This window comes from Microcystis sp. Msp_OC_L_20101000_S702 (assembly GCF_007095705.1).
In the GTDB taxonomy this organism is placed as follows: Bacteria; Cyanobacteriota; Cyanobacteriia; order Cyanobacteriales; family Microcystaceae; genus Microcystis; species Microcystis ichthyoblabe_A.
On the sequence record NZ_SFBO01000032.1, the window covers coordinates 1 to 21,195 of the forward strand.

Here is a 21,195-nt window from a genome sequence, read left to right on the forward strand (position 1 = left end):
AGCAAACTCTCCTAGCTCTCTATAACCTGAGTATCCTAGCATCGTTCCCAGTATTATTACTACTAATACTATCCATAAAGGGTGTCTTTTTCCTTTATCTTTCCGAAAGTCCTTGACTTTTTTTAGTTTTTCTATTAAGCTCAACATATATTTGAAAGGTTGGCGGTCACTCCTCATTTTACCTGATAGTGATCGCTTTTACTTTTGATATTCTGATGGGAGAATGAAACAGCCCTAGGGGTGTGGGGGGGGGAATTATGAATTATGAATTATGAATTATGAATTGGGGTGTGGGGTGTGGGGTGTGGGGAGAATAAATAAAATAATCTCCTGTCTCGGAGTCTCCTGACTACTGACTCCTGACTCCTGATGGCTTCAAGATAGCCGATATTTGGCGGAATTATCTAGAAATCATGACAAAAGTTTTTTAATGGTTGCACAGGCAAGAGAATAAGATAACCTAGGTATAGAATTTAACAAAAAATCTGGTTAACGGACATTGATCAAGTCGATAGCGCAGTGTCAAACGAGTTCTTTTCCCGCTCAGGTATGGCAATTAGATCACGGCTTAACCGTAATTCATCAGTACTTACCCGTGACTCCTGTGGTGGTAGTAGATGTGTGGGTTAAAGCAGGTGCGATCGCTGAACCCGACCCATGGTTAGGTATGGCCCATTTTCTCGAACACATGATCTTTAAGGGGACGAAAAAACTTCCCCCCGGACTCTTTGACTATTTAATCGAAAATTGTGGCGGCATGACCAACGCTGCCACCAGTCACGACTATGCACACTTCTATCTCACCACCAGTGTTGACCAAATTGAACATACCCTACCCCATCTGGCCGAAATTCTCCTCCATGCTGAGATTGACGATGAGGAATTCTATCGGGAAAAAGATGTAGTTTTAGAAGAATTACGCGCCTGTTATGATGATCCCGATTGGATTGCCTACCAAACCCTCTGCGGAAGTATCTATCAAAACCATCCCTACGGACGCTCTATTCTAGGCGATCAACCCCGTTTAGAGCAATTAACCCCCAATCAAATGCGCTGTTTCCATCGCACCTATTATCAACCAGAAAATATGTGTGTGGCGATTATCGGGGGAATTGAACCCCAACCAGCTTTAGAAATTATCCGGCAATCTTTTCGGGAATTTCCCGTCCCCTCGGAATCTCCCCCCCATCTAGTGGCTGCCGAACCCCCCCTGATCGAAATTCGTCGTTCCCAAGTATATTTACCCCACCTAGAACATTGTCGCCTCTTGATGGGATGGATGGGACCGGGATGCGATCGTCTAGAAGATGCCTTTGGATTAGACTTGCTTTCGGTAATTCTTGCTGGGGGACGCTGTTCGCGGTTAGTGCGACAGCTGCGGGAAGAAGCGCAAATCGTCCTCGATATTAACAGTAATTTTTCCCTGCAACGAGATTCCAGTCTCTTTACCATCGGCGCTTGGCTATCTAGCTCACAAACTGAGACAATTGAAGGCATTATCTGTGAACATCTCCAATATCTGCACGATGATCCCGTCACCCCCGCAGAATTACACCGCACTCAACAGTTATTAGCTAACGATTATATTTTCTCCACAGAAACCCCGGGCCAATTAGCCGGACTCTATGGATATTATCAAACCCTGAGAGCTGCCGACCTAGCCACGATCTATCCCCAAGTTATCCAAAGTTTGCAACCGTCAGATCTACAACGTCTGGCTCGTCAGTATCTCTCCCCGGAGCGATATGCTATTACAATAATGCAACCCTGTGAATAAACGATGTCCGCTTCTCCCATTCACCGCTTAACCTTAGAAAATGGCATCACTCTTTTAGTGGTGGAAAATACGGCCGTGGAGTTAGTTGCAGGGAGGATTTTTCTCAAAAATGCGGGTACTCGTTGGGAAAAAACCGAAAAAGCGGGTTTATTTCGTCTTTTAGCCGTGCTGCTCACCAAAGGTACAGAAAAGTTATCTTCCCTAGAAATTGCCGATCGCGTTGAGTCCACGGGGGCCGGTTTAAGTGCAGACACGGGGACTGATTATTTTGTGGTTAGTTTAAAGACCGTTACCAAGGATTTTTTAGATATATTGCGTCTAGCGGCGGAAATTATTCGTTTTCCCAGTTTTCCACCCCCAGAAATCGAATTAGAGAAAAATCTCACCCGTCAAAGCATTCGCTCTCAATTGGAACAGCCTTTTAATGTGGCTTTTAATCAATTACGCGCCGCTATGTACCCGGATCATCCCTATGGTATGTCTTTATTGGGTACGGAGGCAACGGTTTCTCAATTGCAACGGGATGATCTGCTGGCCTATCATAGTCGCTTTTTCCGTCCCGATAACCTGGTAATTAGTCTTTCTGGCCGTATTACCCTAGAGCAAGCAGTAAAAGCAGTGACGGAAATTTTTGGGAGTTGGTCAATTCCCGATCTTCCTTTATCTAGTTTACCCCCGGCCGCTTTTGATTTTCAGCCCACCTGTTTAACTACCGTCCAAGCTAGTCAACAGGCGATCGTTATGTTAGGATATCCCGGCTCTTCTGTGCAAGAGGATGATTATGCGGTTTTAAAATTATTGAGTACCTATCTGGGGAATGGGTTATCTAGTCGTCTATTCGTGGAATTGCGAGAAAAACGGGGATTAGCCTACGATGTTTCTGCTTTTTATCCCACCCGTCTCGATTCTTCCCAATTTGTCATTTATATGGGAACTGCACCCCAAAACACAGCCATGGCCCTGTCGGGATTGCGTCAGGAAGCAGAAAGGTTATATAAAGTAACTTTGAGTGAGGAGGAGTTACAGTCAGCTAAAAATAAGTTATTGGGTCAATATGCTCTCGGTAAACAAACTAACGCCGAAATCGCTCAATTATACGGTTGGTATGAAAGCTTAGGTTTGGGGATTGAATTTGATCGCACTTTCCTGAATTCTATTAATCAGATTACTCCCGAACAAGCGCGATCGGTAGCCAGTAAATATTTTCAAAATCCTTACATTTCTTTAGTCGGCCCAGAAAATGCGATCGCTGAAATTCTCTAGTAAGATCAAAAAGCGGCAATAAAAACTATTGCCGCTGCTATTTTTGATTAACTCCCCGGGTGGGATTCGAACCTACGACCAATCGGTTAACAGCCGACCGCTCTACCACTGAGCTACCGAGGAAGGCTACTCACAATTAATAATTATAATCATAAGTCCCTCAATAATGCAAGTGTTTTCTAGATTTTTTCTCAAAAAAATTTCCGGTGCCGGTAGCGGTGGGCAGAGAATCCACTATTGTGGAGATAAGGACACCATTAAGTCTAGTCTATGCTTGCCCATCACCGCCGTCCCGTTTCCTTCTGTCTGCTCTCGACAGATCTACCCATCCTCTCCTCTTTAGACACTGCCGCTACCCTCTACCAAAAGGATCGCCACCGGTTTCATCTTCTCCTCAATCAACCCCCGGTGGCTCTCGCAGAAATAGAGACACTTAAACCCGAAAATAATCAAAATAAGTTAATTTGGCTGGAAATTTCGGCCAACCGGGTAATTATGACCATGCAGGGCCAGGGAAAATTCGCCTATCGTCATTTTTGGGAGCAAGGGGTTTTTGGTGTCAGTCGCTACTGGTTAAATGCCGAAAGTCCTCAACCGGGTTACGCTTTTCGCCTCCGCAACTATACCCGTAGTCTCCAATTAGAGGGGGATAATTTCCCCGAATATTTGCGTCTAGAGTACGAATTATGGTCAGATAACCTGATTTTAGGTCATTATGTCCTTCATTTGCAAGTACACCAATAAATAGGGTTGGCTGAATAGAGCTAAAAACCTTGTTGGATAAAACTTTTAGACTTTTTTGTTCATCAAAAAGTGTCGGACACAGGAGCGATCAGTGGCAAAATTTAGGCACTTTTTCCCCGAAAATTAGGTAATTGTGGGGTGGATTGAAGAATTAGTGCTACACTTCCCGAAAAGTCTATTTTATTTCAGCTTGTTGTTAGGAATCCACTTAAAAGAGGTTGTTTAATCTGGCTAATAAGCTCTTGGGTATGATATGGGGAAAAGTTCGGGCGATTGCGCTAAAATGGGGGAATATGCCGAAAGTTTCCACCTATCGTTACTCTGGAGAGTGTTAGACAGAAAGTTTCTGTATAATATGTAGTTCGCCAACCAGCCATGATTCTTCGCATCTTTCGTGTCGAGATTGATCCATCAACCCGTTCCGCTTTTGAGGCCGGGTTTCGCTCCCTGTCCGTCGATGCAGTCACGCGAGCCACCGGCAATCTTTCGTGCGAGATTGGGATGCCTACTCGATGGGCGCCCAACACGTATTCCATGATCACCCGATGGCGCGACGAAGATGCTTTGGTCGCCTTCGCAGGGCCGGAATGGAACACACCAGTGATTCCCGCCGGTATGGAGGCTTTCGGAAGAAAGCTGTCCGTAGAGCACTACCGGATTGACGATTCTCCCATCGGCGAACAACGCAATGCAGCGGACTCGCGATAAAATCGGGCGGTGTGGATCGTCCAAGGTCGCGAGCCGCTGATTGCCAACGTTATACATACATTACCCGTAGCAGAAAGCAGCAGCTATCGCCGTAGGGTGCGTTCGCTAATGCAAGTCCTGCTACTCCAGAGATCGATTTTTGGGAACGCACCATGCACATTGATTGAAACTGTGAAGTGCGATGCCGAAGAACGTAGTGCGATCGCCGTTATCTTCTTGATTAAACTTTAAAACTGCCATTGCTTGGGATAGGAACGTCACTGGCGATCGCTCTTTGGGGATAAGGAGAGGCGATGCCGAAGGCACTGCGTAGCAGATCGCTGATCTTGTCGTTTAGGTCGAGGTAACAAAACCCAACAAGCTTTGTTATAATATTTTTGTCATAAAGCAAGACTTATAAAAATAGATTTATGCCAGAAATTACTCGATTTTATGGAATTATCATTAAAATCTTTTTTGCCGATCATCCACCTCCCCATTTTCATGCGATTTATGGAGAATATAACGCCCTATTTAATCTGGAAACCTTAGAAATCATTGAAGGAGACTTACCTAATAGAGCCACAAAAATGGTTGTAGAATGGGCAACAATCTATCAATCAGAATTATTGAAAATGTGGAACACTCAAGAATTTAATAAATTACCACCTTTGAAATAAAACAATGCTTTATCCCAAAATAACATCAGCCGAAATCATTGAAAATTATACTCTATTGGTGCATTTTTCTAATCATCAAGCTAGAAAATATAACTGTGAAAATCTACTAGAAAAAACGATGTTTTCTTCCCTTAAAAACTATGCTTTCTTTAAAAACTTTCAACTTGATCCATCAGGTAGCGGAATCGTTTGGAATGATGAAGTTGATATAAGCGAGTATGAAATTTGGATCAATGGAATTGAACTATGATTGCCGATCTTGTAGTGCGATCGCTGTCATCTTCTTGATTAAACTTTAAAACTGCCATTGCTTGGGATGGGAACGCCAAGGGCGATCGCTTTGGGAAGGATCAATTTTTGGGGAATGGCGATCGCTTTTTTTTCATTAGTTCTAACTCATGCTGATTTTGATATAATAGCCATAATTGTTTGACATCTTAAGAGAAAAAATCATGATTAGAGCGATTAAACAGAAAGGAATTGTTGGTAGAGAAGGAAAAATAGAGCTTTATTCTGCGGAACTAGAAGAAGGAACAGATGTGGATATCATTATTTTAGTATCTGATCCTGAACCCGATACAACCGAATATCTTCTTTCAACAGAAGCCAATCAGCGTGAATTATCCGAAGCTATTGACAGAATAGAAAAGAAAGAAAACTTAGTGACAATTACTGTAAAAGAATGGCGTGAAAAATATAGTATTTGATCCAAAAGCTTTTAAACAATTCAATGAATGGGCGATAGAAAACAAAAAACTCTATAAAAAAATCGTTGATTTAATTGATGATATATTGCGCCATCCCTTCTCTGGAATCGGCAAACCCGAACCCTTAAAACATCAACTCAAGGGTTATTGGTCAAGACGTATTAATGATGAACATCGCTTAGTTTATAAAATTACAGAAACAGAAATTATTATTATCAGTTGTAAATTTCATTATGACTAGGCTCAATGCGATCGCTGTCATCTTCTTGATTAAACTTTAAAACTGCCATTGCTTGGGATAGGAACGTCACTGGCGATCGCTTTTGGGGCAGGGGTAAGAGCGATCGCATCTATCTTAGGGTAGAACGCCGATGGCAATAGCCAACAGCCTACTGGGAAAAGCTAGATTTTGTAACAAGATTTAGTATTACTGAGGGCTGTGTATAGAGAAGTTGCGAATTGTTAACCCTAGCTTTGCTAGGAACGCAAAATATGATATTGTGACACCGAGTCCGTAAAAAACGGTAAGGTTTTCAGTTTTTTAAAACATCAGGTCGCTACATTCTACAGCTATTTTCGCTCAAAAAAACCGATTTTCTAGGCATTTCTATGACTTATCTTGTTGAAAATCCTTCTACAACCTTTTATTCCTATACCGACACGGGGGTTGATCCCCTAAAAATCGCTCACGGAGTTTATATCACGGTTCACGGACATTTTTACCAACCACCGCGAGAAAATCCCTATCTAGACAGAATTGAACGGCAACCGAGCGCCCATCCCTTCCACAATTGGAATGAACGCATCCATCACGAGTGTTATCGTGCCAATGCTTTTGCGCGCATTTACAATGACCGGGGGGAAGTGCTCAAAATAGTTAATAACTACGAATATCTCAGCTTTAACATCGGGGCCACCCTCATGTCATGGATGCAATCCCATGATCCCGAAGTTTATCAACGCATCCTGGCAGCGGATCAAAAAAGTTGTCAACGCTTAAACGGTCATGGTAACGCCATCGCCCAGGTCTATAATCATATCATTCTGCCCCTAGCCAACAAACAGGACAAATACACCCAAATTCGCTGGGGAAAAGCCGATTTTCAGCACCGTTTCGGCCGGGATCCCGAGGGAATGTGGTTAGCAGAAACAGCCATTGATTTAGCCACAGTGACAGCTTTAATCGATGAGGGGATTAAATTCACCATTTTAGCCCCTTCCCAGGCCCTGCGCTGTCGTCCTTTCCCTAGCGACCATGATCCCCATCCCCAATGGCACGCGGTGGCCGGAGGTCAAATCGATCCCACCCGTCCCTATCGCTGTTACATCCCCGATGGTCGTTATCTGGATATTTTCTTCTACGATGGTCCAATTTCTCGCGATATGGGCTTTAATGATGTCCTAGCCAGCAGTGATTTTCTCGTCGGTCGTCTGGGACAAGCAATTAAAGGGGATCATCGTCCCTCCCAGTTAATCAGCGTCGCTACCGATGGGGAAACCTTCGGCCACCACAAACAGGGGACAGAGAAGTGTCTTAGCTATGCTTTTACGGAATCTTTCCCTAAAAACGGCTGGACAGTCACCAATTTCGCCCATTATCTCAGTATTTGCCCCCCCACTTGGGAAGTGGAATTAAAACCCGTGACCGCGTGGAGTTGCGTCCATGGCGTAAATCGTTGGCAGGATGACTGTGGTTGCGGGGGAGGGGGAAATTACCAGCAAAAATGGCGTAAACCCCTGCGGGAGTCCCTAAATTGGCTCAGAGATGAGTTGATTAAGGTCTATGAGATTCAAGGACAGGAATTTTTCCGCGATCCTTGGCAGACAAGGGATGACTACATTGCAGTTATTTTAGATCGATCCCCAGACGCGATCGAACATTTCCTGGCTGTGCATCAAAGTCGTACCCTGAGTAAAAGCGAGAAAATCGATGCTTTGCGTTTATTAGAAATGCAAAGACAAGCTTTATTGATGTTTACCAGTTGTGGCTGGTTTTTTGAGGAAATTTCTCGACCTGAAGGTACGCAAATTTTGAGATATGCTGGCCGGGCCCTGGAATTAGCTGGAGAAGTGGCCGGAATTCAATTAGAAATGAATTTCCTCAGTCGTCTAGCTTTCGCCCCCAGTAACGTTAAGTTATATCAAGATGGGGCCGATGTCTATCGACAATTGGTCACTTCTGCGCGGGTCGATTTGGAACGGGTGGCGGCCCATTACGCCATTAGTTCTCTATTTACCAATTATCCCAGTCATCATCGGATTTATTGTTACAATGCCCGTCAATTAGATTATCAAAAACAAGCGATCGGGTCTTTAACTTTAGCGGTGGGACAGGTGGAATTAACCTCGGAAATTACCCAAGAAAGTGAACATTTTGTCTTTGCTGTTCTACATTTAGGAGGTTGGGATTTTTACTGCTGCATTCAACCGTTTAACAGTCGGTTAATCTATACCAATCTTAAGGATCATCTCTTTGAATCTTTACAACAGGCCAGTGTTTCGACCATGATCGTAGAAATGGGGCGCGGATTGGGAGAAAACTTCTTTGCGTTACCCCATCTTTTTGCCGATGAAAGACACCGAATCATGCAGAAGGTGACAGCCGAAACTAAAAAACGTCTCGATCAATTATACACCCAAGTTTATCGGGATAATTACGGCATTTTAGCGGCTTTCCAACGGGATGAGCTGCCCGTACCTCCAGAGTTACAGGTAGCGGCCGATATTGCCATTTCTCACCGTTGTTTACAGGTGATTAATGCCCTAGAAAAGGATTTTGAGCATCGGCAAGTGACGGAGAATAATCTCGATCAATTATTTGCTATTGCTAAGGAAGCCAATCATTTACACTGTCAATTAAACATCCCCGAAGCGCGTCAAATCTTAGAAAGTCTGCTCTGGCAATCTCTTGGGAAATTATTACACGATGGTGATCCTTTAACGGCGGAGGAGGATACTCGCCTAATCACCCGTTTAATTGAAGTTAGCCAACAATTAAAGCTAGGATTATCCCTCGATCGCTCTCAGGAGTTATACTATTATTATTTCCATGATCGTCTAGTTCCTAATTCTTTGCGGTCTAATTTAATAGGTGCTGCCTGTCCCTGGCCGATGACTCAATTAAAGTGGTTATTACTATTAGGACAGGTGTTAAAAGTTGATGTGAGTATTTGGCTGTGAAATCAGTCAAAGGGTGGGCAATGCTCACCCTTTAATGATTAAGTGGGTTATACTAAATCCGGTTATTAAAAACTGATTATTTATTCCCCCTTTTGCCCCTTGCCTCTTGCCTTTTGCCCGTCCTGATATATAGCCTATACTCAACGGATTTAGTATTAGGTGATGATTGCCCTAGAACTCAGGTTAACCCAGAGACTAAACCCTTAGATTTATAATGGATCATAAGTCTCTCATCGAAGGTTTACATGACTATCACGCCGATTTATACCGCCTCAGCCAGCACAGTAACCCAGTATCCCGATGCTTTTGGGCGTTTTGGACGCTACGGGGGCAAATACGTCCCAGAAACCCTGATGCCAGCCTTAAGTGAACTAGAAACGGCCTATAATCAGTATAAAGACGACCCCGATTTTCAAGAAGAATTAAATCAACTGCTCAAGGATTACGTCGGCAGACCTAGTCCCTTATATTTTGCCGAACGTCTCACCGCCCATTATGCCAAAACGGACGGTACTGGGGCGCAAATTTACCTAAAACGGGAAGATTTAAACCATACCGGGGCCCACAAGATTAATAACGCCCTTGGTCAGGTTTTATTAGCCAAACGCATGGGTAAAAAGCGAATTATCGCCGAAACCGGGGCAGGACAGCACGGCGTGGCCACCGCTACGGTTTGCGCTCGTTTTGGTCTAGAATGCGTGATTTATATGGGAATTCACGACATGGAACGCCAAGAACTCAATGTTTTCCGCATGAGACTGCTTGGCGCAACGGTGCAACCCGTGGCCGCCGGGACGGGAACCCTGAAAGATGCCACCTCGGAAGCGATTCGCGACTGGGTAACAAATGTGGAAACCACTCACTACATCCTCGGTTCTGTGGCCGGTCCCCATCCCTATCCGATGATGGTACGCGATTTTCATGCGGTTATTGGTCAGGAAACTCGTCAGCAAAGTCTGGAAAAATGGGGCGGTTTACCGGATATTCTCCTCGCTTGCGTGGGGGGTGGTTCTAATGCTATGGGTTTATTTCATGAGTTTGTTAAAGAAGCTGCCGTGCGTTTAATTGGTGTTGAAGCCGCAGGGGAAAGTATCGCTTCCGGAAAACACGCCGCCACCCTTACCCAAGGTCAACCGGGGGTTTTACATGGGGCCATGAGTTATTTATTACAAGATAGCGAAGGTCAAGTTATCGAGGCCCACTCCATTAGTGCCGGTTTAGATTATCCCGGAGTCGGGCCAGAACATAGCTTTTTAAAAGATAGTGGTCGCGCCGAATATTACAGTGTTACCGACAAGGAAGCACTAGAAGCTTTTCAACGAGTTTCCCGTTTAGAAGGGATTATTCCGGCCCTAGAAACTGCCCACGCTTTAGCTTATTTAGAAACTCTTTGCCCGCAAGTAAGTGGTAGTCCTCGCATTGTTATTAATTTCTCTGGACGGGGTGATAAAGATGTGCAATCGGTGGCTAAATATTTATCGATGAATGGTTAACAGTGAGCAGTTATCAGTTAACAGTTATCAGAGGGACAGCTATTGTGCATCTAAATTTTATATTCATTTTGACCTATTCTCTGTTCTAGACTAGCTTAATATGAAAAGTTCTTTTAAGAAGGGTTATCAGTTAGGAATTTTGATGCTTGTATCGACAAGTTTAATGGCCTGTAGTGCCTTAAACTATAGCTCTTTTACGGAACTTGTACCATCTTTCTCTCCCTCTCCTTCTCCCTCTCCTTTAGATGCGGCAACTTTACTTGTTTTAGAGAATAAAATTTATCAACAGGTCAATCGCTATCGTCAATCTCGCAATTTATCTCCCCTACTGTTAAATCGGACAATTTCGCAACAAGCAAGATTACATAGCCAACGTATGGCCGCGGGTTTAGTTCCTTTTAGTCATCAAGATTTTGACAAAAGAGTGCAAACTATTGGCGTTTCGGTTCCCTATGAAGCGGTGGGGGAAAATCTGGCAGTTAATCAAGGTTATGATGACCCAGTAATGATTGCTGTGGATGGTTGGATTAAAAGTCAAGGTCATCGGGAAAATATGAAGGGAGATTTTGATAGTACTGGGATTGGAGTAGCGACGGATAATCAAGGAAAATTGTACTTTACTCAAATATTTTTAAAACGTCAATCCGCTCCCGTTTCTACTAATCCCCTTAGCTACGATTCTATCGGGAATCAATCTTTTTTAATTACCCTCGAAGAAAACACTAATTATCAAGTTAATCGCTACCGAATTTCTCAAAATTTACCGCCCCTACGTCTCGATGCTCGTATTAGTCATGAAGCGCGCTTATTTAGTCAAAAAATGGCCAATAAACAGGCTCCTTTTAGTCATGATGGTTTTGAGGGAAGAGTCAAGGCAGTACAAAGGAAGATTCCTTTAGAAAAAATGGGCGAAAACTTGGCTTTTATGAAGGGATATCCTGACCCCGTTGCTGTTGCCGTCAAGGGTTGGATTAATAGTCCTGGTCATCAAAAAAATATGGTTGGTGATTATAATATTACCGGTATCGGTATCGCTAAAAATAATGCTGGTGAATATTATTTTACACAACTTTTTGTTAAAAAGCGTTGACAAAATGGTCATGATGATATTTAAATTTAATTATCAGTTTTTAAAATCAGTTATCAGTTATCAGTTATCAGTTATCAGGGAAATAAAGGCAGTCGTGCGATAGGCAAAAGCATGACAAATTTCCCTCCTATCTCCTATCTCCTATCTGCTAACTATATGAACTTAGACAATTTTCAAGTGTGCGATCGAGATTTAAGCGATGACCTATTATCCCGTTATCTAGGGGTTAATTCGATCGCTGTAGATACAGAAACTATGGGATTAATCCCAGGACGAGATCGACTGTGTTTAATTCAACTCTGTGATCCCAGTGGTTTTGTCACCGCTATTCGCATTTTTAGGGGGCAAACAGAGGCTCCTAATCTCAAAAAGGTCATGGAGGATGAGCGGATAGAAAAAGTCTTTCATTTCGCCCGTTTTGATGTGGCTCAGTTGTCCCAAACTTTTGGCATTGCGACTCAACCGATTTTCTGTACCAAAATCGCCAGTAAACTGGCTCGGACTTATACTAGCAGTCACGGTTTAAAAAGTCTCGTGCAGGAATTAGAAGGCATAGAATTAGACAAAACCGCTCAAAGTTCTGATTGGGGAAATGCCGTTAATCTTACCCCAAAACAACTGAGTTATGCCGCCAACGATGTGCGCTATTTACTCTCAGTGCGAGATAAATTAATTGTGATGCTGCAAAGAGAAGAAAGATGGGAATTAGCCCAAAAATGCTTTAGTTGTATCCCCATCTTCACCGCTTTAGATTTACAGCAGTATAAAGATATATTTGAGCATTAGTCAGCAAAAGTTACGGTCTATTTAATAAGTAAATAGAAGATAAATTTTGTCTTTTATCCCCCCTTAATCCCCCCTTAATAAGGGGGTATCTGACAATTTTTAACACCCACCTACTTAGTATGATTGACTCCCAATCGAACTTTAAAAACCCAGTTATGGATTGTTTCTCCCCACTTCCCACTTCCCTCACTGATGACTGATCACTGATCACTGAAAATACTTCCTAGGGCTAAAAGCTGCCAAGATCAGAAAAAAGACCGCTATGATCGAAAATGGAAATCATCGTCATTGGTAGAGAATAGGTAAAAAATCTATGACATCTTATGCGGCCTCCTCTGCACGAGCCGAAATGAGCGAACTTCGGCGCCTAAAAACCCTGCTACCCCCAGAATTACAAAGCTGGGTAACGGTAGAAGGTTCCACAGAGATTAACCCCCCCCTGATCCGTTGTGAAGAAATTGGCAGAGATGAGGTAGAAATTCAGATAGATTTGGCAAAATGGGAAAATTTAGCCATTGATCAGCGTAATTTGCTCTTTTGGCATGAAGTGGCCAGGATTCAAAATGATAGTATTCCCCGGGAAGGCTGGGAAATGGCCGCCCTCGCTATTGGTTTAGGTGGTGCGGTGGGGGAATTATGGGTACAGGACGGTTTATTATTGCTCTTGGCCATGGGATTGTGCGGAATTTCTGGTTATCGTCTCTGGCGCAAAAATAATGGCGATAAAATTCTCAAAGAAGCGATCGAAGCCGATGAAAAAGCGATCGCCTTGGCCACTCGTTTCGGTTATTCTCTTCCCAACGCCTACAAGAGCCTAGGCAGTGCCTTTAAAACCCTAATCGAACAAACACCTAACCGTCGTCTGCGTAAGCGTTATGAGACCCGTTTAGATGCCCTAAGGAAGAGTGCGGCGAAAGCGAAATCCCAAACTCAAGGCCGTCCGCCTTTAGGTGAGATTCGTTAGCCGATAATCACAGGTAATCTGTGACATTGCCTATTGGTATTTGGGGAAAAGTGTAGTAAACATTTAAGTGGGTCATCAGGCCTTGTTCATCTATCAAATCATCTTTTTGTGTCGATGACTTCCCAAATCCCTGAAACGCGTTTTCTGATCATTCCGATGGAGTATCCCATTTTGCGGATACCCGATCGCTTGACTGTCCTGGAAGCATTACAGTTCAAGGATATCTTTCACCATCTCATCACCCAAACACCCACTCCCGAAAAAGTCATTCTCGATTTCAATGCCACTCAATTTATGGATAGTAGTGGTGTGGGTGCTTTGGTGCATAATCTCAAAGCGGCCAGGGCAGAAAATATCGAGTTAGTGCTGGTTAACGTCCATCCCCCAGTGATGGGGGTTTTATCGATTACGGGACTAGATCAATTATTCACTTTTCAAACCCCCCCCCTAGCACCCCAAGAAAATGGCTTTACTGCCACTGAAAACCATCTACTGAAAACCCATCCCTCGATTCGTAGTTGGTTAAAGCGCGGTCTTGACCTTGTTGGTGGGATCGTGGGTTTATTGATCACGGGGGTTATTTTTGTCCCCATTGCTATCGCTATTAAGTTAGATAGTCCGGGTCCGATTTTTTTTAGTCAAACCCGCTGCGGTTGGTTGGGAAAGCAATTTAATATTCTTAAGTTTCGTTCCATGTGTGTGGATGCAGAAGCACTCAGGGATAAAATCCCCAATCAAGCGCAGGGAGCTTTTTTTAAGAATAAAAATGATCCCCGGATTACCCGGGTAGGAAAATTTTTACGTCGCACCAGTTTAGACGAATTCCCCCAGTTTTGGAATGTGATCATTGGTGAAATGAGTCTTGTTGGCACTCGTCCTCCCACCCCCGATGAAGTGGAACGCTACGATGTTCCCCAATGGCAACGTTTAGATGTAAAACCCGGTATGACGGGAGAATGGCAGGTGAATGGTCGCTCTCAGGTGCATAATTTTGAAGAGGTAATTCAACTAGATTTGCGCTATCAAGAAAATTGGAGTTTAAGCTACGATCTACGACTGATTTTTAAAACAATTTTGATTCTCTTTCAAAAAAACAGTGGTGCCTTCTGAAGTCTTAATTTCCCCTTCTTTCCCCCTTCAATTCCATCTACAAGTCCGGACGGAATTGGCAGCTCTAATCCCAGTCCTACAATGGTTTGAATCCCACGGCTGCCCTTTTTTACCTGAGTCGGTGCTTTGGCAGTGTAAGGTGGCTTTAGCGGAAGGATTTACTAATACTGTCCGTTACGCTCACAAAAATTTACCCCCAACTACACCCATCGATCTAGAATTAACTTTTTCGTCCCATTCTCTAGAAATAAAAATATGGGATCACGGTCAACCTTTTGATCTGCAAGCAAAACTTGATTCTCCACAACAAGATCCCGTCGCACCTTTGGAAATGGAAAGCGATCGAGGATTACTTTTGATGCGTTCTCTTACTGATACTTTACAATATATCCGCACTGGCGAAGGGAGAAACTGTTTAATTCTCCAGAAAAGTTTTTAAGTCAATTTATCCCCTGCTAGAAACTCTGTCCATAGCACAGGTTTCCAGACGAGAAAAAAGAATTATCCCACCCCCCACACCCCACACAAGGGTGGGGAGATGTCCAGGGGGTGCTTTGAGAGAGAAAGTAATTTGATCGTAGTATAACCACTTGTTATTAACTCGCCAACCGACTTTTGACCCAAAATCGTTCCATTTTTGTTGATCATAATTGCCGCTTCCTCCCAAACTTTCATAGATTCTTTTCTGAACAGATAGACCAAATTTTCCCTGACTATATTGTAACCAGAGTTGATTGATAATGGCTAAATCTTCACAGGGAAAGTTATCTATATCTTCTATCTTAAGATATTTTTCTTTAGTTCTATCGGCAACTTTTAAAAATAAATTAGCCGTTTCTTGATCTGCCTCTTGCCATTTTTCTTGCGCTAATAAATCCCGCAGATTGATGTAATCAATTGCCTTGGCACTTTTGAGGTTAATTTCCTCCCTAGTGGCAACTGGAAAAACTGATAAAACCGTTTCTTGAATTGTGTCCTGTGATCGGGGTTTTGGCGGAATCACTACGGCTAATTTTACCGCTAACTCTTGCAGGACTTCCCCGGCTGATTGATAACGTTTTTTGGTGCCAAATTCAATTAATTTATCTAAAATTTCGCCTAATTCAACACTAACAGGATTATTAATCAGGTGCTGTCTCCATACCCATTCATGTTCACTCACATCGAATAATTCAAAGGGAGATATTCCCGTTAATAAATAGATACAAGTGACTCCCAAACTATATAAATCACTGCTATTAATTGCTTTGCCATTGCCTTGTTCTGGAGCGATATATCCCGCCGAACCGATCACTGTTCCTGTCAGGGAAAGATTAGCAATGGTTATAAATTTAGAGGCACCGAAATCCACTAAAATTATTTTATTATCGCTGGGTCTCCTAATTATATTAGCTGGTTTAATATCTCGATGAATGACTCTTTTGGCATGGATAAAATCAAGAATTGGCAAAATTTCTAATAAAAGATGTTTGATCTTTTCTTCATTGAAAACTCCTTCGCTTTGTAATTCTTGTTCTAGATTTTGTCCTTCAATATATTCTTGAACAAGATATTGTCGCCCATCATTGCCGGTAAAATAGGCATAGAGCGAGGGAATTTGTGGGTGTTGACCGAGATTATCTAAACTAATCGCTTCTTCTCTAAATAATTCCGCAGCTTTCTTGAGAGCATTACTGCCTTGAGCGCTAGGAAAAAATTGTTTAATCACACAATAAGGTTGAGAAGGTTTATCCTCATCAATTGCTTGAAAAGTTTTACCGAAACCTCCTTGACCAATTAATTTTATAGCACGATAACGATCTTTTAGTAATAATTCAAAACGACATTTTTGACAGAATTTATCTGTAGGATTATTGTTATATAGACAATCGGGATTAAGACATAAACTCATTGTTAGTTCAAACAGGGATAGGGAAGCTGTTTCAGTAAACTGATAACTGATAACTAAATCGAGGTTTCTTCCTCTAGCCAAATTTCTGGCTGTTGATTTAATAAAAGCTGGGCTGCCTCTAACATATCATCAACAATATCGCGCAAATCTTTCTTATTATCGATATAAGCTTTTAACGCTTCCATCGGATCTAATTGATTACCCACCCCTAATTCCGGTAAACGGGGACGGGTTAATTGACTAATTAATTCCGCCCGAATACTATAACTATGGGCAGTTTTTAACGCTTCGTCAAGCTGATTGGTGTTGATTAGTTCTAATTGTTCACTGCGAATTTTATAAACTAAGCGGATAACTGCTTCCTGAATATCGTGTTTTTTGAGAGCTTTCAGCAATTCTTTTTGGGGGTTTTCTGCCTCGGAAACATCCACTTCGATGGAACGGAAAGGACGCACGGGTAAAGGACAAAATTCCCATTTAACCTCTCCTTTAGCCACTTCTATTAAAACATAGCCCTTATCTTCTTTTTCCTCGCTAAAATCCACTCGATCGATGCTCCCCGGATAGACAATGGGCGGATCATTGCTAGGATTAAGATTTTGATGTTTGTGAACATGACCGAGGGCAACATACTCGAATTGTGGACGATTTAGTAGCGATAAAGGCACGGTAAAACCTTTACCAACCGCTAAAAGTCTTTCTGCTCCTAGACTAGCTCGATCAGCCATTAAATGGGCTAATAAAACTGTTGGTACACTTGTATCTAATTGGCGAATTTCTCCTTCTAACACCGGTTCCAAACGGTTAATTAATAATTCATTTACCCCACTCAAGGATAAACCCTCGGTTTCGGGACGGGTTAAGAGAGTGGCGCGGGTTAACCAGGGTAAAGTAATTACTTGGATATCGCCGTTGCGGGTGGTGATGCGATGGGTGGTCAAGCGATCGCCAACAATAAACCCCGGCACCGCTAGGGTACGATAGATGGAGAGACTGACACCGCCATTACCATGAGAATGTTGATCGTGATTACCCACTAATAACACTGTCGGGATATTAGCATCGGCAAGACGACGGAATTGACTGGCAAAAGCTTCGTGAACAAAAGGAGGAGGAGTGGCATCGGGAAAGGCATCTCCCCCAAAAAGCACTAGATCCACAGGGGTGGCAATAGCCCGATCGATACAGAGGCTTAAACTGCCCATAAAATCCTCGAAACGAGTATTTAATCCCGTTTTTGGATTTAAACGTCCATGGGAAAAACCGCTCCCCATGTGAATATCCGATAAGTGCAGTATTTTAATCATAGTAAAGGAAAAACAGGCGTAATTAAGTACACCTGTTCGGGATTATTTTCCTAATTTTTTATCGCCATCTTGACGACGGCGATCGCGCCATTCTGTAGTCGTCAGGTAGAGAATGCCACCACTGACGATAACGAGGAGAATTAAGGCGACTAGAAAGAGAGTGTTCAGAATCAAGGATGTTTCCATGGTATCTATAGATTACCTAGAAACCGTTACGACCCCAAACCACCATGGCGATCGACCAAGTGAACAGGGCGAGAATGCTAACCCAACCAAGTGTCAAAATATCCATAATTGCCTTTGTTAAACGAATTACTTGCGAGTTGACACTCTCCGCCCTAAAAGTGCGGAGATTCTTGGGCTGAATCTTGCCGCTACTAGCAAAGCTAATTTTGGTCTTACAGTTTCATGTCTAGTCCGACTACACCTACAAGGTAAGCACTCTTAAAGACTACTCCCCAAGCGTAAATTTCTGTGTGTCCCACAGTATTTAATTGTTTTTCGCTCTTACCATGTGGACTTACGATGAAAGCTTTTGTACCAGTGATGGTTAGAGATTTAGGGATTACGGAGTGTCGCTTGTTTCCTGCGTTCCCAAAGTCAACGACTCAATTTAATGCTAACATAAAGTCGCCCTAAAGGGCGAGGTTTTCAACCCAAATTTTCGATAATACTTCATCAGTGACTCCGTTTTAGAGAGGCGATCGTGCAAATTACGCTCAAGGAAAGAATCGAATCCATACAGGTGGGGAGTATCTCGGCGCTGGCTTTCCTGGTTCCCTATCTGCTATTTTTAACTGTTGATCGACTATTTTTAGGGGGATCGCTTACAGTAATTGGCGCTTTTGTCAAGATATCCGGGGCGATAATTAGCGGATTTCTCTTCGGTGTCACCTATCGTTATGTCGTCCGTAACGACGATAATCCCCATCTCAAAGATGGTACAGTAGCAGCTTTTGCCCTAGTCCGCGGCCTAGTTCCCCTACAATTATCCACAGACTTGCTCGCTGACAGTGGGCAATTAAGTCTCTTTCTGGGAGAGAGCTTTATCTGTTTTTTATCCTCTCGTCTGCTCTTAGAGTTGACTAAGCTGCGTCAATAACCGACTCAGTTATCAGTTATCAGTTATCAGTTATCAGATTTAAGTTTTCAGTGAGCAGTATATATTAAGTGAGCAGCATTAAATGGCAGTTTCCCACTGTCTTTTCACTGTTTACTGTTTACTGATCACTGTTTACTGTTTACTGATCACTGATCACTGAAACATCACCCCACACCCCATGGCTATTTGTATTCCCGTTAATTTACCCGATCGCTCCTATAATATTCTGATCGAGAAGGGCAGTTTAGCCAATCTCGGTGCAGAAATGAGCCGGTTAAACTTAGGTAAAAAGGTTTTATTGGTTTCTAATCCCGAAATTTTTGACTATTACGGACATACAGCCGTTAATTCTCTAGACAAAGCGGGATTTACCGTTTTTACACATCTGATCCCCGCCGGCGAAAATTATAAAACCCTCGATTCGATCGCCCAAGTTTATGATACTGCCCTCGCTCACCGGTTGGAACGTTCCTCGACTATGGTTGCCCTCGGTGGTGGTGTGATCGGGGATATGACGGGATTTGCGGCAGCCACATGGTTACGGGGCATTAATTTTGTCCAGGTTCCCACCACCCTGTTAGCGATGGTGGATGCTTCCATCGGGGGTAAAACTGGTGTTAATCATCCCCAGGGCAAAAATCTGATCGGGGCGTTTTATCAACCGAAATTAGTTCTGATCGATCCTAACGTGCTTAAAAGCCTACCCGTGCGAGAATTTCGGGCAGGAATGGCAGAAGTGATTAAATACGGTGTAATTTGGGATTCTGAGTTATTTCAACAGTTAGAAGACTCGGACAATTTAGCTAGTTTTTCTCAGATTGATGGCGAGCTATTGCAAACAATTATTACAAAGTCTTGCCAAGCTAAAGCAGATGTGGTATGCACAGACGAAAAAGAAGCGGGTTTGCGGGCGATCTTAAACTATGGTCACACGATCGCCCACGGCATTGAAAGTCTAACGGGATATACTAGCGTTAACCACGGGGAAGCGGTGGCGATGGGGATGGTGGCGGCAGGAGCGATCGCTGTTAAACTGGGAATGTGGACCGCCGGGGAAAATCAACGTCAAACCGATTTAATCGAAAAAGCCGCCTTAGAAACCCGTATTCCGCCTTTAAATGCCGATGAGATGGTTAATGCTCTTACTGCCGATAAAAAGGTTAAAGATGGCAAGGTTAGATTTATTTTACCAACGGCAATCGGCCAAGTGACCATTAGCGATCGAGTCACCCCCACCCTGGTGCGCGAGGTGTTATCACCAACCGAATCCGGGCAGTAAAAGCTTTTTCAATTGTTGCATCGCTTGTTCCGTAACATCCCGGTATTTTAAATCTCCCACGAGAATACGTCCCATCATTTGACTGGCGATCGGCCGTTTAACGGCGACATTGTAGGCGATTTGGGTAAATTGATAGAATAAACCGGCTAATTTGGCCGCTAAAGCCATATCTTCCCCCCATTCTTCCCGAATTATCCGACTATAGCCCGCTAAAGCCCGATTATCTCCGGCTAAAGCTCGATTGATCGCCTCGGCTGCCTTAACTCCCGTCAAAATTGCCGGACGGATACCCTCTCCGATGAGCGGATCGAGAATCCCCGCCGCTTCCCCTGTAATTAAGGCATTTTGGGCGTGTAGCGGTTGATTTCCGTTCCAAAGGGCTAAAGCATACTCACTATAGCGATAATCCTGTAAATTCCAGCCCTTTTGACGGGCATAATTTAACAGTTGTTTTTTCAGCTCCTCGGATTTGATGCTGCCCTTAAAACAACCACCGCTAATTGTGTAACCATTAGACTTGGGAAAAGCCCAGATATAACCATTTTTTAGGGAACCAAAATCAAAAAAAGCTTTTTGGGGGGGAATAGTCGCTTCTGCGTTAGTAATTTCGAGAGTAGCCCCGATCGCTTCGTTTTTTGCTGGTAATCCCAACCAGCGACTGGTATTGCCCCTAACACCATCGGCAGCAATCAGATATTTGCCTGAAAATGTTCCTTGAGATGTGGTAACTTGCCAGTGATCTTGGACAAATTTGATCTGGGTAACTTCGCTGTTATCTTGGATAGTTGCCCCGACTGCGATCGCCTGTTGACCTAAAAAATCATCGAAACGATCCCTTTGTACCATCCACATCGGTTCTAGCATATTTAACTTAGTGGTGACGGCATCCCCCTGTTTCCAAGTAAACTGTACTTGCGTGACGGTATTCTCAATCACGGGGGTAAAATCAAAATCAAACCACTGCTTAATTGCTGGGGATACCCCACCACCACAGGGTTTATAACGGGGTAATTTCGCTTTATCGAGGATCAGGATCGATCGTCCCTTTTTAGCTAGATGATAACCCGCCGTCGCTCCTGCTGGTCCCGCACCGATGATAATACAGTCAAACATTTGTACTAATTTAAGTCGTTGA

At 43.3% G+C, this 21,195-nt stretch carries 25 protein-coding genes and 1 tRNA gene; 17 read left to right on the plus strand and 9 right to left on the minus strand.

Annotation, left to right across the window (positions count from 1 at the left end; translation table 11 throughout):
* Window positions 1–147 (minus strand): transposase family protein (locus tag EWV60_RS03695; protein ID WP_287231072.1); only part of this gene is annotated, 147 nt, incomplete at its 3' end.
* 352 nt (window positions 148–499) lie between these two features.
* Here EWV60_RS03695 and EWV60_RS03700 point away from each other — a divergent pair.
* Both EWV60_RS03700 and EWV60_RS03705 read left to right on the plus strand, forming a co-directional pair.
* Entirely contained in the window at window positions 500–1,777 is a 1,278-nt protein-coding gene (locus EWV60_RS03700) for a M16 family metallopeptidase (RefSeq protein ID WP_016516672.1), read from the plus strand.
* A 3-nt stretch (window positions 1,778–1,780) separates the two neighbouring features.
* Window positions 1,781–3,040, plus strand: coding sequence for a M16 family metallopeptidase (locus tag EWV60_RS03705; RefSeq protein WP_287231040.1), 1,260 nt, complete (start codon window positions 1,781–1,783; stop codon window positions 3,038–3,040).
* Between the two features lie 51 nt (window positions 3,041–3,091).
* Here EWV60_RS03705 and EWV60_RS03710 read toward each other — a convergent pair.
* A tRNA-Asn gene (locus EWV60_RS03710) sits at window positions 3,092–3,163 on the minus strand.
* A 147-nt stretch (window positions 3,164–3,310) separates the two neighbouring features.
* On the opposite strand from EWV60_RS03710, the gene EWV60_RS03715 reads away from it, so the two are divergent.
* Both EWV60_RS03715 and EWV60_RS03720 read left to right on the plus strand, forming a co-directional pair.
* Window positions 3,311–3,784: a hypothetical protein gene (locus EWV60_RS03715; RefSeq protein ID WP_287231043.1), complete on the plus strand. Its 474-nt coding sequence runs from the start codon at window positions 3,311–3,313 to the stop codon at window positions 3,782–3,784.
* A 375-nt stretch (window positions 3,785–4,159) separates the two neighbouring features.
* Complete coding sequence (locus tag EWV60_RS03720; protein WP_287231045.1) at window positions 4,160–4,492, plus strand: antibiotic biosynthesis monooxygenase family protein; 333 nt, start codon at window positions 4,160–4,162, stop codon at window positions 4,490–4,492.
* A 120-nt stretch (window positions 4,493–4,612) separates the two neighbouring features.
* Here EWV60_RS03720 and EWV60_RS03725 read toward each other — a convergent pair whose 3' ends face one another.
* Window positions 4,613–4,798, minus strand: a complete 186-nt coding sequence (locus EWV60_RS03725; RefSeq protein ID WP_287231046.1) for a hypothetical protein — start codon at window positions 4,796–4,798, stop codon at window positions 4,613–4,615.
* A 104-nt stretch (window positions 4,799–4,902) separates the two neighbouring features.
* Between EWV60_RS03725 and EWV60_RS03730 the strand changes: the two genes are divergently transcribed.
* The 4 genes from EWV60_RS03730 (at window position 4,903) to EWV60_RS03745 (ending at window position 6,099) form a co-directional block, all read left to right on the plus strand.
* Window positions 4,903–5,151 (plus strand): DUF4160 domain-containing protein, encoded by a 249-nt coding sequence (locus EWV60_RS03730; RefSeq protein ID WP_002736965.1) that lies wholly within the window; start codon window positions 4,903–4,905, stop codon window positions 5,149–5,151.
* Between the two features lie 4 nt (window positions 5,152–5,155).
* Window positions 5,156–5,401, plus strand: a complete 246-nt coding sequence (locus EWV60_RS03735; protein WP_002737254.1) for a DUF2442 domain-containing protein — start codon at window positions 5,156–5,158, stop codon at window positions 5,399–5,401.
* A gap of 202 nt (window positions 5,402–5,603) precedes the next feature.
* Complete coding sequence (locus tag EWV60_RS03740; RefSeq protein WP_016516668.1) at window positions 5,604–5,858, plus strand: hypothetical protein; 255 nt, start codon at window positions 5,604–5,606, stop codon at window positions 5,856–5,858.
* Window positions 5,839–6,099, plus strand: coding sequence for a Txe/YoeB family addiction module toxin (locus EWV60_RS03745; RefSeq protein WP_002777946.1), 261 nt, complete (start codon window positions 5,839–5,841; stop codon window positions 6,097–6,099). The genes EWV60_RS03740 and EWV60_RS03745 overlap by 20 nt, the downstream gene beginning before the upstream one ends.
* Here the strand turns inward: EWV60_RS03745 and EWV60_RS03750 are convergent.
* Window positions 6,074–6,208, minus strand: a complete 135-nt coding sequence (locus tag EWV60_RS03750) for a hypothetical protein (protein WP_287231049.1) — start codon at window positions 6,206–6,208, stop codon at window positions 6,074–6,076. The genes EWV60_RS03745 and EWV60_RS03750 overlap by 26 nt on opposite strands.
* Window positions 6,209–6,467: 259 nt before the next feature.
* Between EWV60_RS03750 and EWV60_RS03755 the strand changes: the two genes are divergently transcribed.
* The 7 genes from EWV60_RS03755 to EWV60_RS03785 all read left to right on the plus strand — a co-directional run bounded on the left by EWV60_RS03755 (window position 6,468) and on the right by EWV60_RS03785 (window position 14,920).
* Window positions 6,468–9,038 (plus strand): DUF3536 domain-containing protein, encoded by a 2,571-nt coding sequence (locus EWV60_RS03755; RefSeq protein WP_287231051.1) that lies wholly within the window; start codon window positions 6,468–6,470, stop codon window positions 9,036–9,038.
* 245 nt (window positions 9,039–9,283) lie between these two features.
* Window positions 9,284–10,531: a tryptophan synthase subunit beta gene (gene trpB, locus EWV60_RS03760; RefSeq protein WP_002756261.1), complete on the plus strand. Its 1,248-nt coding sequence runs from the start codon at window positions 9,284–9,286 to the stop codon at window positions 10,529–10,531.
* Window positions 10,532–10,631: 100 nt separating this feature from the next.
* A complete protein-coding gene (locus EWV60_RS03765; RefSeq protein WP_149106362.1) occupies window positions 10,632–11,621 on the plus strand; it encodes a CAP domain-containing protein in 990 nt (329 codons plus the stop codon).
* 156 nt (window positions 11,622–11,777) lie between these two features.
* On the plus strand, window positions 11,778–12,407 hold the full coding sequence (locus EWV60_RS03770; protein WP_002735888.1) for a ribonuclease D: 630 nt from the start codon (window positions 11,778–11,780) through the stop codon (window positions 12,405–12,407).
* A gap of 313 nt (window positions 12,408–12,720) precedes the next feature.
* Window positions 12,721–13,371 carry a DUF3318 domain-containing protein gene (locus tag EWV60_RS03775; RefSeq protein WP_002756255.1) on the plus strand — a complete coding sequence of 217 codons (651 nt, stop codon included), beginning with the start codon at window positions 12,721–12,723 and terminating at the stop codon, window positions 13,369–13,371.
* Between the two features lie 114 nt (window positions 13,372–13,485).
* Window positions 13,486–14,481 carry an anti-sigma factor antagonist gene (locus EWV60_RS03780; protein ID WP_016516663.1) on the plus strand — a complete coding sequence of 332 codons (996 nt, stop codon included), beginning with the start codon at window positions 13,486–13,488 and terminating at the stop codon, window positions 14,479–14,481.
* Window positions 14,468–14,920 (plus strand): ATP-binding protein, encoded by a 453-nt coding sequence (locus EWV60_RS03785; protein ID WP_002756253.1) that lies wholly within the window; start codon window positions 14,468–14,470, stop codon window positions 14,918–14,920. Before EWV60_RS03780 ends, EWV60_RS03785 begins: the two co-directional genes overlap by 14 nt.
* Window positions 14,921–14,926: 6 nt before the next feature.
* On the opposite strand, the gene EWV60_RS03790 is transcribed toward EWV60_RS03785, so the two are convergent.
* The 4 genes from EWV60_RS03790 to petN are packed head-to-tail and all read right to left on the minus strand — an operon-like array spanning window position 14,927 to window position 17,971.
* Window positions 14,927–16,372 (minus strand): serine/threonine-protein kinase, encoded by a 1,446-nt coding sequence (locus tag EWV60_RS03790; protein ID WP_287231076.1) that lies wholly within the window; start codon window positions 16,370–16,372, stop codon window positions 14,927–14,929.
* Window positions 16,373–16,425: 53 nt separating this feature from the next.
* Window positions 16,426–17,679 carry an exonuclease subunit SbcD gene (gene sbcD, locus EWV60_RS03795; protein WP_002777928.1) on the minus strand — a complete coding sequence of 418 codons (1,254 nt, stop codon included), beginning with the start codon at window positions 17,677–17,679 and terminating at the stop codon, window positions 16,426–16,428.
* Between the two features lie 42 nt (window positions 17,680–17,721).
* The gene (locus tag EWV60_RS03800) at window positions 17,722–17,865 is read right to left on the minus strand and encodes a hypothetical protein (RefSeq protein ID WP_002736416.1); all 144 of its coding nucleotides are present in this window, start codon (window positions 17,863–17,865) and stop codon (window positions 17,722–17,724) included.
* A gap of 16 nt (window positions 17,866–17,881) precedes the next feature.
* Window positions 17,882–17,971, minus strand: coding sequence for a cytochrome b6-f complex subunit PetN (gene petN / locus EWV60_RS03805; RefSeq protein ID WP_012265708.1), 90 nt, complete (start codon window positions 17,969–17,971; stop codon window positions 17,882–17,884).
* A 414-nt stretch (window positions 17,972–18,385) separates the two neighbouring features.
* On the opposite strand from petN, the gene EWV60_RS03810 reads away from it, so the two are divergent.
* A complete protein-coding gene (locus EWV60_RS03810; protein ID WP_002777927.1) occupies window positions 18,386–18,781 on the plus strand; it encodes a hypothetical protein in 396 nt (131 codons plus the stop codon).
* 178 nt (window positions 18,782–18,959) lie between these two features.
* Window positions 18,960–20,060, plus strand: a complete 1,101-nt coding sequence (gene aroB / locus EWV60_RS03815) for a 3-dehydroquinate synthase (protein WP_287231060.1) — start codon at window positions 18,960–18,962, stop codon at window positions 20,058–20,060.
* Here the strand turns inward: aroB and EWV60_RS03820 are convergent.
* Window positions 20,037–21,173, minus strand: a complete 1,137-nt coding sequence (locus tag EWV60_RS03820) for a geranylgeranyl reductase family protein (RefSeq protein ID WP_287231061.1) — start codon at window positions 21,171–21,173, stop codon at window positions 20,037–20,039. The genes aroB and EWV60_RS03820 overlap by 24 nt on opposite strands.
* Window positions 21,174–21,195 lie beyond the last annotated feature (22 nt).

What these genes read in the sequence shown, in the direction of transcription:
- trpB (WP_002756261.1), top strand. Translation starts at nt 9,284, where the DNA reads ATGACTATCACGCCGATTTATACCGCCTCAGCCAGCACAGTAACCCAG.
- EWV60_RS03730 (WP_002736965.1), top strand. Translation starts at nt 4,903, where the DNA reads ATGCCAGAAATTACTCGATTTTATGGAATTATCATTAAAATCTTTTTT.
- EWV60_RS03780 (WP_016516663.1), top strand. Translation starts at nt 13,486, where the DNA reads ATGACTTCCCAAATCCCTGAAACGCGTTTTCTGATCATTCCGATGGAG.
- EWV60_RS03790 (WP_287231076.1), bottom strand. Translation starts at nt 16,372, where the DNA reads ATGAGTTTATGTCTTAATCCCGATTGTCTATATAACAATAATCCTACA.
- EWV60_RS03765 (WP_149106362.1), top strand. Translation starts at nt 10,632, where the DNA reads ATGAAAAGTTCTTTTAAGAAGGGTTATCAGTTAGGAATTTTGATGCTT.
- sbcD (WP_002777928.1), bottom strand. Translation starts at nt 17,679, where the DNA reads ATGATTAAAATACTGCACTTATCGGATATTCACATGGGGAGCGGTTTT.
- EWV60_RS03705 (WP_287231040.1), top strand. Translation starts at nt 1,781, where the DNA reads ATGTCCGCTTCTCCCATTCACCGCTTAACCTTAGAAAATGGCATCACT.
- EWV60_RS03740 (WP_016516668.1), top strand. Translation starts at nt 5,604, where the DNA reads ATGATTAGAGCGATTAAACAGAAAGGAATTGTTGGTAGAGAAGGAAAA.
- EWV60_RS03735 (WP_002737254.1), top strand. Translation starts at nt 5,156, where the DNA reads ATGCTTTATCCCAAAATAACATCAGCCGAAATCATTGAAAATTATACT.
- EWV60_RS03775 (WP_002756255.1), top strand. Translation starts at nt 12,721, where the DNA reads ATGACATCTTATGCGGCCTCCTCTGCACGAGCCGAAATGAGCGAACTT.
- EWV60_RS03750 (WP_287231049.1), bottom strand. Translation starts at nt 6,208, where the DNA reads ATGCGATCGCTCTTACCCCTGCCCCAAAAGCGATCGCCAGTGACGTTC.
- EWV60_RS03820 (WP_287231061.1), bottom strand. Translation starts at nt 21,173, where the DNA reads ATGTTTGACTGTATTATCATCGGTGCGGGACCAGCAGGAGCGACGGCG.
- petN (WP_012265708.1), bottom strand. Translation starts at nt 17,971, where the DNA reads ATGGATATTTTGACACTTGGTTGGGTTAGCATTCTCGCCCTGTTCACT.
- aroB (WP_287231060.1), top strand. Translation starts at nt 18,960, where the DNA reads ATGGCTATTTGTATTCCCGTTAATTTACCCGATCGCTCCTATAATATT.
- EWV60_RS03770 (WP_002735888.1), top strand. Translation starts at nt 11,778, where the DNA reads ATGAACTTAGACAATTTTCAAGTGTGCGATCGAGATTTAAGCGATGAC.
- EWV60_RS03800 (WP_002736416.1), bottom strand. Translation starts at nt 17,865, where the DNA reads ATGGAAACATCCTTGATTCTGAACACTCTCTTTCTAGTCGCCTTAATT.
- EWV60_RS03755 (WP_287231051.1), top strand. Translation starts at nt 6,468, where the DNA reads ATGACTTATCTTGTTGAAAATCCTTCTACAACCTTTTATTCCTATACC.
- EWV60_RS03715 (WP_287231043.1), top strand. Translation starts at nt 3,311, where the DNA reads ATGCTTGCCCATCACCGCCGTCCCGTTTCCTTCTGTCTGCTCTCGACA.
- EWV60_RS03720 (WP_287231045.1), top strand. Translation starts at nt 4,160, where the DNA reads ATGATTCTTCGCATCTTTCGTGTCGAGATTGATCCATCAACCCGTTCC.